This is a genomic window from Streptomyces sp. NPDC043726, from assembly GCF_056436565.1.
In genome coordinates this window covers 98302-109677 of sequence record NZ_JBWKCI010000017.1, presented here as the reverse complement: position 1 = coordinate 109677, position 11376 = coordinate 98302, and the positions used below count along the sequence as shown (strand labels likewise).

Genomic DNA, 11376 nt, shown 5'->3' with positions numbered 1-11376 from the left:
CACAGTCACAGCCAGTGCGTCCTTCACCGAGCCTGCCCACAAGGCCGCAGCCTAGGACGACTCCCGCACCACCAACTCCGTCGGTAGCGTCAACTGCCGCTCAGCGGAGGCGACATCGCTGATCTCGTCGAGCAGAATCGCCGCCATCGTCCGTCCCAGTTCCTCGACCGGTTGCCGGACCGTGGTCAGGGGCGGGTTGGTGTGGCGGGCGAGGACGGAGTCCTCGAAGCCGACGACGGCGACGTCGCCCGGTACCTGCCGTCCCTGGCGGCGCAGTTCGCTCAGGGCGCTGACGGCCATCAGGTCGGAGGCGGCGAAAACGGCGTCCAGGTCGGGCGCACGTTCAAGAAGCGAACGCATCGCCCGGCGACCGCCCTCTTCGGTGAAGTCGCCCGCCTCGACCAGGAGTTCGTCGGCCGCGATCCCCGCCTCCTCGTGGGCGGCGCGCCAGCCCTCGAGGCGGCTGCGGCCGACGTCCATGTCGAGGGCGCCGGTGATGGTGGCGATGCGGCGCCGGCCCCCGGCCAGCAGATGCCGTACGGCCGCGGCGGCGCCCCCCGCGTTGTCGGCGGTGACGTAGCTGAGCGGCTCGTTCTCGTCGCGGCGGCCCGCCAGCACCGTGGGCAGGCCCATCTCCTCCAGCATGCCGGGCAGTTGGTCGTGGGCGTGGACGGAGACCAGCAGGACGCCGTCGACCCGGCGGGTCGCCACCGACGCGGCCAGCTGGTCGCGCTCGGACTGGTCACGGACGAGCATCAGCTGGAGCTGCGTGCGGGTCTCGGAGAGTGCGCCGCTCACGCCGCGGATCAGGGCGGCGAAGTAGGGCTCCGAGCCGAGCCGGCTCTCCGACTCGGGGATGACCAGGGCGACGGCGTTGGTGCGGTTGGTGACCAGTCCGCGGGCGACGGAGTTGGGGACGTAGTCCAGCTCCTTGATCGCGGCCAGGACCCGGGCCCGCGCGTCGGCGCTGACGAGTTCCGAGCCGTTGATGACGCGGGACACCGTGGTCCGACCCACCCCGGCCCGGGCGGCGACTGTCTTGATCGTGGGACGGCGGTTCCCTGTCATGTGCTCCTCCCGGCAGCAGCCGCGGCGGCACCGGCCGCGGACGTGACCAGCGGCAATTGTGGCAGACGCGGGACGGGGGACTGCACCCCCGCCAACGTCACGAACCGAACACCGCACCCGGGTTTGGGTCACGAATTGTTTTCAAGTTATTGACATAGCCGATCCCTGCCACGAGTCTTCCATCCACCGGTGGGCACGTTCCCACCCACTGATGGGAACGTGCCCACCGACAAAACGCCCTACCCCGTAGATCGCGGAACCCGCTGCTCCGGTGCGTCAGCGCCGCCGCTTGGAGGAAGAAACATGGCAACTGTTCGAAGGTCATCAAGGACCAGAGCGCTCGCGGCCGTCGCGGCCACCGGCGCGCTGGCACTCCTCGTCGGCTGCGGCGGCAGCGACGACTCCGTCACCGGCGGCGGCAAGAAGGACGGCAAGGTCGTCATCACCGTCGGCCTGTACGGAGTGATGGGCTTCAAGGAGACGGGCCTGCTGGAGCAGTACGAGAAGGAGAACCCGGGCGTCGAGATCAAGGCCGAGATAGCCGGTGACGAGCAGACCTACTACACCGCGCTGCAGACCCACCTCGCGGCAGGCAAGGGCCTGAAGGACATCCAGGGCATCGAGATCGGCCGGGCCAAGGAGATCGTCGACACCCAGGCCGACAAGTTCGCGGACTTCTCCGACGTGCCGGGCATCGACCACTTCCTGCCGTGGAAGCAGTCCCAGATCACCACCGAGGACGGCAAGGTCCTGGGCGTCGGCACCGACATCGGCCCGATGGCGGTCTGCTACCGCAAGGACTACTTCGAGAAGGCCGGCCTGCCCACCGACCGCGACGAGGTCGCCAAGCTGTGGGAGGGCGACTGGAAGAAGTACGTCGAGGTCGGCCGCGCCTTCAAGAAGGACTTCAAGGGCGGTGACGTGGCGTTCATGGACGCCGCCAGCGGCCTGTTCAACGCCATGGTCTACGGCTACCCGGAGCAGTACTACAACGCGCAGGGCGAGCTGATCTACGACAAGAACCCGGCCGTCAAGGAGGCCTGGAACCTCGCCGCGGACGCCGCCGAGGACGGCCTGAGCGCCAAGCTGCGCCAGTTCCAGCCTGGTTGGGACCCCGGTCTGGCCAACGGCACGTTCGCCACGGCCGTCTGTCCGGCCTGGATGCTCGGCCACATCGGTGAGAAGGCCGGCGAGGCGAACAAGGGCAAGTGGGACGTCGCCAAGGCCCCCAAGGGCGCCAACTGGGGCGGCTCCTTCCTCGGCGTGGTCGAGCAGAGTCCGGTGAAGGAGGAGGCGAAGAAGCTCGCCGCCTGGCTGACCGCGCCGGAACAGCAGGCGCACATCTTCGAGAAGCAGGGCAGCGTCCCGTCCTCGCAGAAGGCGCTGGAGAGCCCCGAGGTCAAGAACATCACCTCGGAGTACTTCAACAACGCCCCCATCGGTGAGATCTTCGGCGCGGCCGCGCAGGAGATCCCGGACAAGCAGGTCCTCGGGCGCAAGGACGGCACGATCAAGGACCTGTTCTCCCAGGGGCTGACTCTCATCGAGCAGCAGGGCAACGCACGTGACGAGGCGTGGGAGACCACCGCGGAGCGCATCGAGAAGGCGGTCGGCTGACCCGTCGACCGCTCCGGCCGCCCGGGCCCGCCCGTCCGTCCTCGACGGCGGGCGGGCCGGGGCCCGGCCCACTCATCCGCTCTCAGGAAGGAAGTCCGGTGGCCACCTCCACCACCAAGGCCCAGGTCGGCGAGGGCCGTCGGGGTCCCACCCCTCGCCCCGGCGGCGAGGGCGCCGGCCGGCGCCGCGGCGCGCTGCTGCACCGCCTCGACGTCAAGGGCGCGCCCTACGCCTTCGTCGCCCCGTTCTTCGTCGTGTTCGCCGCGTTCAGCTTCTACCCCCTCGTCTACACCTCCTGGATCTCCCTGCACCGGGTGGAGCTCGCCACCCTGGACGTCATGGAGTGGGTGGCGTTCGACAACTACGTCAACCTGTGGAACGACGAACGGTTCTGGAACGCGCTGGCCAACACCATCACCATCGGCGTCATCTCCACGGTGCCCCAGCTGCTGATGGCACTGGGCCTGGCGCACCTGCTCAACTACCGGATGCGCGGCTCGCTGTTCTTCCGGGTCGCCTCGCTCGTGCCCTACGCCACCTCGGTGGGCGCCGCAGCCCTGGTGTTCACCATGCTCTTCGAGCGCGACTTCGGCATGATCAACTGGGCGCTCGGCACGGTCGGCCTGGACCCGGTGGACTGGGAGGCCGACAAGTGGCCCGCCCAGATCGCCATCTCCACCATCGTCATCTGGCGCTGGACCGGCTACAACGCGCTGCTCTACCTCGCCGCGATGCAGGCCATCCCCGCGGACCGGTACGAGGCCGCCGCCCTCGACGGCGCTTCCCGCTGGAAGCAGTTCACCCACGTCACCGTGCCCGGGATCCGCTCCACCATCGTCTTCACCATCGTGCTCTCCACCATCGGCGCGACCCAGCTCTTCGGTGAACCGCTGATCTTCGGCCAGGGCCCCAACGGCATCACCGGCGGAGCCGACAACCAGTACCAGACGCTGGGCCTGCTGCTGTACGAGGAGGGCTGGAAGAACTACCAGATGGGCCGCTCGGCGACCGTCGCCTGGGCGATGTTCCTGCTGCTCGTCGTCGTCTTCGTGGCGCAGCGCCTCATCAAGCGCCTGCGTGCCCGTTCCTGACCAGGAGTCGTCATGACCACCGAAAGCCTCCCGGTCCGGACGGACGCCCCCGCCCGGATCCCCGTCACCAAGCCCGCCGCCCGCCGCAGCCTGCGGGTGTTCCGGCCGGGCGCCGGCCGCCAGCACCACGCCGGTCCGCTCTCCTACATCCTGCTCGGGATCGTGGCGATCCTGTCGATCTTCCCGCTGTACTGGACGATGGTGGCGGCCTCGACCGACAACACCCGCGTCAGCCAGACACCACCGCCGTTCCTGCCCGGCCCCAACCTGTTCAGCAACCTCGCCCGCGCCTGGGACGAGGCGGCCATGGGCAAGGCCATGATCAACAGCACGATCGTGGCCGGGGTGATCGCCCTGTCCACCGTGATGTTCGCGACGCTCGCCGGCTTCGCCTTCGCCAAACTGCGCTTCAAGGGCCGCAACGTCCTGCTCATGCTGGTGATCGGCACGATGATGGTGCCGCCCCAACTCGGCGTCGTGCCGCTGTTCATGATGATGTCCGAGCTGGGCTGGTCGCAGCAGTTGCCCGCCGTCATCTTCCCCACCCTGGTCAGCGCCGTCGGCGTCTTCTTCATGCGCCAGTACCTCACCGAGGCGCTGCCGGACGAGCTGGTCGAGGCGGGCCGGGTGGACGGCGCGCACTCGCTGCGGATCTTCTGGAGCATCGTGCTGCCCATTGCGCGGCCCGCGATGGCAGTCCTCTTCATGATCACTTTCGTGCACGCCTGGAACGACTTCTTCTGGCCGTTCGTGGTGCTCGACATGAGCAACCCGACGGTCCCCGTCGCCCTCACCCAGCTCAGCGCCGGCTACGTCCGCGACCAGTCCCTGATCATGGCGGGCGCTCTCCTCGGCACGCTCCCGCTGCTGGCGATGTTCATCGTCTTCGGCCGGCAGATCGTCAGCGGCATCATGGCCGGCGCGGTCAAGGGCTGACCCTCCCCCCTCTCCTACCGATCCCCCTTTTCCCGAAAGGACCCACGTGGTCACCGCAGCACGACAGCAGACCGCGTCCGCCCCGGACGCCTCCCGCACCTTTCCGAAGGGCTTCCTCTGGGGCACCGCGACCGCCTCCTACCAGATCGAGGGGGCCGCCGGCGAGGACGGCCGCACCCCGTCCATCTGGGACACCTACGCCCGCACCCCGGGCCGGGTCCGCAACGGCGACACCGGTGACATCGCCACCGACCACTACCACCGCTGGCGCGAGGACGTCGCCCTCATGGCCGAACTCGGCGTCGGCGCCTACCGCTTCTCCCTGGCCTGGCCCCGCATCCAGCCCACCGGCCGCGGCCCCGCCGTACAGAAGGGCCTGGACTTCTACCGGCGTCTCGTCGACGACCTGCTCGACAAGGGCATCCAGCCCGTCGCCACCCTCTACCACTGGGACCTGCCCCAGGAACTGGAGGACGCCGGCGGCTGGCCCGAACGCGCCACCGCCGAACGATTCGCCGAGTACGCGTCCCTGGCCGCGGACGCCCTGGGCGACCGGGTACGCACCTGGACCACCCTCAACGAGCCCTGGTGCAGCGCCTTCCTCGGCTACGGCTCAGGAGTGCACGCCCCCGGCCGCACCGACCCCGTCGCCGCGCTGCGCGCCGCCCACCACCTCAACCTCGGCCACGGGATGGCCGTACAGGCCCTGCGCGACCGCCTGCGCGCCGACGCCCAGGTCTCGGTGACCCTCAACATCCACCACGTACGCCCGCTCACCGCGACCGAGGCCGACAACGATGCCGCGCGCCGCATCGACGCCCTGGCCAACCGGGTCTTCACCGGCCCGATGCTGCGCGGCGCCTACCCGGAGGACCTGCTCAAGGACACCGCCTCGCTGACCGACTGGTCCTTCGTGCGCGACAACGACCTGGAAACGGCCCACCAGCCGCTGGACTTCCTCGGCGTCAACTACTACTCCCCCACCCTCGTGTCGCAGGCCGACGGCAGCGGCACCCACACCTCCGACGGGCACGGCAAGAGCGCGTTCAGCCCCTGGCCGGCCGCCGACGAGGTCGCCTTCCACCAGACGCCGGGCGAGACCACCGCCATGGGCTGGACCATCGACCCCAGCGGCCTGTACGAGCTGCTGCGACGGCTGTCGTCCGACTTCCCTCAGCTGCCGCTGGTCATCACCGAGAACGGCGCGGCCTTCGACGACTACGCCGACCCCGAGGGCAACGTCAACGACCCGGGCCGGATCGCGTACGTGCGTGATCACCTGGCCGCCGTGCACGACGCCCTGCGCGACGGCTCCGACGTGCGCGGGTACTTCCTGTGGTCGCTGCTGGACAACTTCGAGTGGGCGCACGGCTACAGCAAGCGCTTCGGCGCCGTCTACGTGGACTACCCGACCGGGCGGCGCATCCCCAAGGCCAGCGCCCGCTGGTACTCCCAGGTGGCGCGCACCGGCGTCCTGCCCGGCGCCTGACCCACGCCCGGCGCGGCGCCCTCCAGCCCGCCCCGCACGGGTGCCGCGTCCCGCAGCCCGTCCTCCGGCCCGGACCACCGGACCGAAGGGCGGGCTCGCGCGCGTCACTCCCCGGGGTAGCGCACCCCGGTCCGCTCGCGCACCTGGTCCAGGGTGTCCATCACGGCGAGGGTGTGAGCCGGCGGCAGCAGCGGTGACGTCGTCAGGCCCGCCCGCAGACAGCGCATCACCTCGCGGGCCTGGTGCCCATAGCCGTTTCCTTCCTGCGGTGCGGCGGTCACGGTCTGCGGCTCGCGACCGTCGCGATGCAGCACGAAGGAGCGGGGATTGTAGAAGTCGGACGGTATCTCGATGCGGCCGGCCGTGCCGTATACCGTCGCCCGGTGCTCGTCCTGCGCGAGCAGCGAGCACGTCATTACGGCCATCGCGCCGTCCCGGTAGCCCAGCAGGATGCCCGTCTGCTCGTCCACGCCCCGCGGCGACAGCCGCGCGTGGGCGGTGACCGTCTCGGGAGCGCCGAGCATCAGGTGGGCGAAGGAGACCGGGTAGGTGCCGAGGTCCAGCAGGGCGCCGCCGCCTGCCGCGGGGTCCCACAGGCGGTGGTCCTGGGGCGCGTCCACGCGGGCGCCGAAGTCGGCGTGCAGAGCACGGATCTCACCGATGGCACCCTCGCCCACCAGCTCCACGATGCGCAGGACGGCCGGGTTGAGGCAGGTCCACATCGCCTCCATCACGAACAGGTTCTGCTTCTCCGCCAGTTCGGTCAGCCGGCGGGCCTGCCTGCCGCTGAGCGCGAAGGGCTTCTCGACCAGCACGGGCTTGCCTGCCTCCAGACAGGCCGTCGCGGCGGCGACATGCTGGGCGTGCGGGGTGGCGACGTAGACGACGTCGACCTCCGGGTCGGCAGCCAGTTCCCGCCAGCTGCCGTGGGCGCGGGGGATGCCGAAACGGTCGGCGAATGCCCGCGCGGACTCGACCGACCGGGACCCGACCGCGGTGACCCGGGCGTCCGGCAACAGCAGCAGATCCTCGGTGAAGGCGGCGGCCATACCACCGGTCGCCAGGACACCCCAACGGACGGGCTGTTCACTCACGTGTGTCTCCTGTTCAGCGGTGCTCGCGGTGCTCCCCGCACTCTATGGGCACGTTCCCACCATAGGGCTGGCGGGTTCGTACTGCGGACACTTCTTTCGGGGGTGGAGTCGGCCCTTCTGCGGTGGTGAGCGTGACGACTCCGAGCAGGTGGTGGGCCACTCAGGTTGGGGCGGGGGTGAGCCGGCCACCCCCGTTCGGGCGGGGTTGCGGGCGATGCCTAGAGGTCGAGAACGGCGCGGAGTGCGTTGTCGACGAGTTCTTGCTGCTCTGGACCGATGTTGCCGTGATGGTCGGCCGTCTCGAAGCGGGACGTGGACAACTGCAGGAGATTGACGGCCACAGCCGAGGCGTCTACCGGGGCAGTCAGCCGGACGCTCATGGCTGTGTCGGGGTGGGCGGCTGGCGCGTGCAGCACCAGGGCGACGACCGCTCCGTACGCTTCGGCGAGCCCGTCGAGACTGACGATGAGGACAGTGCGCACCCCCTTGCCGGTGTCGACGTCGAAGACGTCGCCCTTGCGGATCGTCACAGGGCGTCGCCCTCACCGTCGAGGTCGAGGGTGGGCAGGGCGGCGAGCTTGCGGGCCGCGTCCAACGTCATCTGCCTGCGCACGGCTTTGAGGATGTAGTCGTTCAGCGACGGGGCCTCGGCCGCGGCGTCCCGCAGCTGCTTGTCCATGGCGTCCGGGATCCGCAGGGTGATGGCAGTCATGACACCAAATCTAGTGGCAAGACTGCCATCATCGCACCCTCCTGTGCGGGGGTGACTGCCCGGCTGCCCGGCTTGCGGTGCAATGCAGCGCGTCCCGGGTGTGCAGGCGTGGCCGTCGAGGGCGGCTTCGATGCCCGTCATTCCCCGGGGCCCGGCGTACCTACCGCACCGGGAAGCCCGTCACGGCAGCACTCTTTCGAATGCACATGCGACAGGAGTCCACCCGCTGACTCAACAGAAAAACTGTCACGGCGGAAGTAGACATTGGTTGGTCACGGAGCTACTCTCTTACCGAAGACGAGAAGTCCAAGAAGGCGCGGCAGACACGAACTGCCCCGCAGGACCATGCAGGACACGGCCCCGCGGGGCCGTGAGCAGTACTCGCAGTACAGAGCACGACAACCGAGTAATCGAAGGTAAGGAGCACAAGCGCCATCAGGATCGCCCGGGCGAGGAAGCATCCGCCCGGGTACCGCTGGCCCCGGATTGGAAGGTGGTCCCCGGTCACGCATTCGCGATCCCCGCAGCCCCGCCCTGACGGGCGGAACCTGCGGTCTCACAGGCCCGGCGCAGTTGGCCGGTAGATGGTGTTGCAAGCTCGGGGCCCGGGTGCCGTACGGCACCCGGGCCCCCCGACGCGCGTCCCCGAAAGAAGAGGTCTATGCCCCCTGCCGCATCCCGTCCCGTCGACAACCTCGACGATGACGACTACCCCGCCTACACCATGGGCCGGGCCGCCGAACTGATCGGCACCACCCCAGCCTTCCTCCGTGCGCTCGGCGAGCACCGCCTGATCACCCCACTTCGCTCCGAAGGCGGCCACCGGCGCTACTCCCGCTACCAACTGCGCATCGCCGCCCGCGCCCGCGAACTCGTCGACCAGGGCACCCCCATCGAAGCCGCCTGCCGCATCATCGTTCTCGAGGACCAGCTCGAAGAAGCCCAGCGCATCAACGAACAACTGCGCACACAAGGCGACGCATCACAGCCCAGAACTTCAGCCTGATGAGCCACAGCCTCCCCGGATGTCTCGGTGTTCGTCACCAAGGCAGGCGTGCTGTCCCCGAGGCCACCGGGAGGCGAGCGCTGAGCGGAGTTCTGAGCCGCGGTTGAATCTCAGTGATCCACCCCGGCTTCCCACTTGCGCCGGCGCAGCACGTGGTCGCTGAAGAGGTGTCGGCTCTGGTTGAGCAGTTCACCCACCTCAGCGTCACCGCGCCGCTCGTCCGGCAACGGATGCCAGCGCTGCACCGATTGCGCGGCCCAGGTGCGCAGCTTCACATCCGGGTCCTGGCACAGACCGACCGCCGCCCGTAGCGCCACGGTGCCGCCGCGCGCGTCGAGCAGCCGGAACGCGCCGACGCGGACGTGCCGCGGCCGATCGGTACCGGTGCGCTCCAATAGCCAGTCGGCGGCCAGTTCCCTGGCCGAGGGCAGCAGGGCGGCAGCGGTCTCGCGGACGACGCCGGCCGCCGGGTCGTCGAGGAGCGGCCGCAACTGCTCCGCATCCACGCAGTCCAGCGCCCGCAGCCCTGCCACCGCTCGCGCCCTCACCCCGGCCGCCGGGTGCACGAGCAGCAGCCGCAGCAGCCCGGCGTCCGCGCGGTTCCCGCACTCGGCCAGCCCGATGACCGCACCGGGCCGCAACCCGGGGTCGTCCGGGGTCGTGCACCGCTCCCGGTACCAGGCCGCCGGGTCACCACCCTGCTGCCGTACGACATACCGGGCACAAGCACGTACGAGCGCGGAACGGTCGCTGAGAAATGGCTCCGCCTCCTTTGACCGCCCCGCGCGTCTGAGCGCGGTGACGCCGACGGAACGGGTGCGCGGGTTGCGCGCGGACAGCAATGGAGGCAGCACATCTTCGTAGGCGTCCTCATTCCCCAGAGCCGTGAGCGCCGCTGTGGCACACAGGTCCTGGACCACGGTGTCCTGGTCTCCGGCGGCCGCGAGGGCCAGTTCAGAGGGATGAAGCAGTCCGCCCTCGATGGCCAGCCGGTACGCGAACCGCCGGACGAGACGGTCGGGGTCGGCGAAGAGAACAGCGATCTGCTTGTGAGATGCCTGGCGCAGGATCTGACCGAGCACGTCGACGCCGAAGTCACCTCTGTCCCGGCGACCGAGGCGGAGGATGAGTGGCGCGAGATCGAGGGCAGAGTCCACATCCAGGGCCTCGCGCAGCAGCTTCCGCGCATGATCGCGCACGGGGGCTACCCAGTCGGTGCAGCGGATCGCGACCAACGGCAGCAGACCCGGGTATCGGTCCGACTGGCTCAGCGCCTCCTGCCGGATCCGCCCGTTGCTGTGGCAGAGGGCGAGGGCGAGCCGAGACTCGCTGAGCTGAGTCAGGTCGGCGGGCAGTGGGGCGGTGCGCTGCCCCCCTGGGAAAAACTGCGGGCGGTGCCATGCCACCTCACGCACTCCTGCGTCGAGCGCGAGCCAGTCAGTGGGGTCGGCGACATCAAGCGTGGTGTGCAGCGGCGTACCTCCCGCAAGCCGCGTCGCTGCCGCTGTCCCGCCGTCGCTGTCCTCAAGCATTCCCGCCCCTCCAGCAGTCGTACCAGGTGATCGTAGGGGCGGGGTTCGTGCAGGGCGCGCGAAATGGCCCGTGATCGCCAAAGGCTGCCGGCGTGGAGGACTTCTGCCGCACCACGTTCGCCCGCGGCAGGGCCGACGCCGGCGCCAGGATCCAGACCATCGAACGGGCCATCGCCGGCTGGCAGAACGTCCGGGTCCGGCTGTGGGACGGATCCGCCGCCTCCGCCGATGCGGCCGCCGCCGTACGCCGCGCTCTTGTCGGCGACGCGCTGACCCTCCCCGTGCATAACACCGCTTCGGTCAGTTGATGACCATGCGAGTGGTAGCCCGTCTCGTCACAGGCCGATGTGATGCTCCGATGCCGATGGGTCATCGACCGTGCCGTAGCGCAGGACGACGTGTGCCGGGCGGAAAGGGAGGTCGTGCAGGATGGGCGCCATCACAGCGAAGAGCGCGTCGGCGTCCGGTCCGTAGGCGTAGATGACCACCTCGCCGCCTCCGAACTCATGGCCGTCAAACTCGCCGACATCGGCGCGCTCGATCGCTTCGGTCAACAGCGATTCGGCCTGTCGGACAGTCGCGCGTTGTTCCTGGCCGCCGAAGCCGTCCTCGGCCAGCCGGTATCGAGCGATGACGGCCTGCTCGGCGTCGCTCTCGGAGTCGTCCCTGTCAGTCATGCAGGTGCGGCTTCATCCCGGTCCGGCGTGATCAGGGGCCGGCAGGTACTCCTGTCCCGCCGACTCCAGCAGTTGTGCGCATTGTCCTGCGGAAAATTGTAGGCCTCGCCGCCGCGGCCCTCACCAGGGCCCGTGGCGGACACCGACGGGTGGT

Annotated in this window: 12 protein-coding genes; 6 read left to right on the top strand and 6 right to left on the bottom strand. The window is 69.7% G+C overall.

Annotated features, from left to right (window positions below):
* Positions 1-51: 51 nt before the first annotated feature.
* On the bottom strand, positions 52-1068 hold the full coding sequence (locus AC068Z_RS36985; RefSeq protein WP_478566223.1) for a LacI family DNA-binding transcriptional regulator: 1017 nt from the start codon (positions 1066-1068) through the stop codon (positions 52-54).
* 303 nt (positions 1069-1371) lie between these two features.
* Here AC068Z_RS36985 and AC068Z_RS36980 point away from each other — a divergent pair, with 303 nt between their 5' ends.
* From AC068Z_RS36980 to AC068Z_RS36965, 4 genes are all read left to right on the top strand, one after another.
* On the top strand, positions 1372-2685 hold the full coding sequence (locus tag AC068Z_RS36980; protein WP_478566220.1) for an ABC transporter substrate-binding protein: 1314 nt from the start codon (positions 1372-1374) through the stop codon (positions 2683-2685).
* 98 nt (positions 2686-2783) lie between these two features.
* Entirely contained in the window at positions 2784-3776 is a 993-nt protein-coding gene (locus AC068Z_RS36975) for a carbohydrate ABC transporter permease (protein WP_478566217.1), read from the top strand.
* A 12-nt stretch (positions 3777-3788) separates the two neighbouring features.
* The gene (locus AC068Z_RS36970; protein WP_478566214.1) at positions 3789-4712 is read left to right on the top strand and encodes a carbohydrate ABC transporter permease; all 924 of its coding nucleotides are present in this window, start codon (positions 3789-3791) and stop codon (positions 4710-4712) included.
* A gap of 46 nt (positions 4713-4758) precedes the next feature.
* Positions 4759-6201: a GH1 family beta-glucosidase gene (locus tag AC068Z_RS36965; protein ID WP_478566211.1), complete on the top strand. Its 1443-nt coding sequence runs from the start codon at positions 4759-4761 to the stop codon at positions 6199-6201.
* Between the two features lie 104 nt (positions 6202-6305).
* Here AC068Z_RS36965 and AC068Z_RS36960 read toward each other — a convergent pair whose 3' ends face one another.
* The 3 genes from AC068Z_RS36960 to AC068Z_RS36950 all read right to left on the bottom strand — a co-directional run bounded on the left by AC068Z_RS36960 (position 6306) and on the right by AC068Z_RS36950 (position 8007).
* Positions 6306-7295, bottom strand: a complete 990-nt coding sequence (locus AC068Z_RS36960) for a Gfo/Idh/MocA family protein (protein WP_478566208.1) — start codon at positions 7293-7295, stop codon at positions 6306-6308.
* 218 nt (positions 7296-7513) lie between these two features.
* Entirely contained in the window at positions 7514-7825 is a 312-nt protein-coding gene (locus tag AC068Z_RS36955) for a hypothetical protein (protein ID WP_478566205.1), read from the bottom strand.
* Positions 7822-8007 (bottom strand): hypothetical protein, encoded by a 186-nt coding sequence (locus AC068Z_RS36950; RefSeq protein ID WP_478566202.1) that lies wholly within the window; start codon positions 8005-8007, stop codon positions 7822-7824. The genes AC068Z_RS36955 and AC068Z_RS36950 overlap by 4 nt, the downstream gene beginning before the upstream one ends.
* A gap of 661 nt (positions 8008-8668) precedes the next feature.
* Here AC068Z_RS36950 and AC068Z_RS36945 point away from each other — a divergent pair.
* On the top strand, positions 8669-9013 hold the full coding sequence (locus tag AC068Z_RS36945; RefSeq protein ID WP_478566199.1) for a MerR family transcriptional regulator: 345 nt from the start codon (positions 8669-8671) through the stop codon (positions 9011-9013).
* Between the two features lie 110 nt (positions 9014-9123).
* Here the strand turns inward: AC068Z_RS36945 and AC068Z_RS36940 are convergent, their stop codons facing one another.
* Positions 9124-10545 carry a hypothetical protein gene (locus tag AC068Z_RS36940; protein ID WP_478566196.1) on the bottom strand — a complete coding sequence of 474 codons (1422 nt, stop codon included), beginning with the start codon at positions 10543-10545 and terminating at the stop codon, positions 9124-9126.
* A gap of 92 nt (positions 10546-10637) precedes the next feature.
* On the opposite strand from AC068Z_RS36940, the gene AC068Z_RS36935 reads away from it, so the two are divergent.
* Complete coding sequence (locus AC068Z_RS36935; RefSeq protein WP_478566193.1) at positions 10638-10853, top strand: hypothetical protein; 216 nt, start codon at positions 10638-10640, stop codon at positions 10851-10853.
* 27 nt (positions 10854-10880) lie between these two features.
* Here AC068Z_RS36935 and AC068Z_RS36930 read toward each other — a convergent pair whose 3' ends face one another.
* Positions 10881-11222, bottom strand: a complete 342-nt coding sequence (locus AC068Z_RS36930) for a hypothetical protein (RefSeq protein ID WP_478566190.1) — start codon at positions 11220-11222, stop codon at positions 10881-10883.
* Between the last annotated feature and the right edge of the window lie 154 nt (positions 11223-11376).

Coding starts and splice junctions, on each gene's coding strand:
- AC068Z_RS36985 (WP_478566223.1), bottom strand. CDS start 1,068: ATGACAGGGAACCGCCGTCCCACGATCAAGACAGTCGCCGCCCGGGCC.
- AC068Z_RS36980 (WP_478566220.1), top strand. CDS start 1,372: ATGGCAACTGTTCGAAGGTCATCAAGGACCAGAGCGCTCGCGGCCGTC.
- AC068Z_RS36970 (WP_478566214.1), top strand. CDS start 3,789: ATGACCACCGAAAGCCTCCCGGTCCGGACGGACGCCCCCGCCCGGATC.
- AC068Z_RS36950 (WP_478566202.1), bottom strand. CDS start 8,007: ATGACTGCCATCACCCTGCGGATCCCGGACGCCATGGACAAGCAGCTG.
- AC068Z_RS36945 (WP_478566199.1), top strand. CDS start 8,669: ATGCCCCCTGCCGCATCCCGTCCCGTCGACAACCTCGACGATGACGAC.
- AC068Z_RS36940 (WP_478566196.1), bottom strand. CDS start 10,545: ATGCTTGAGGACAGCGACGGCGGGACAGCGGCAGCGACGCGGCTTGCG.
- AC068Z_RS36930 (WP_478566190.1), bottom strand. CDS start 11,222: ATGACTGACAGGGACGACTCCGAGAGCGACGCCGAGCAGGCCGTCATC.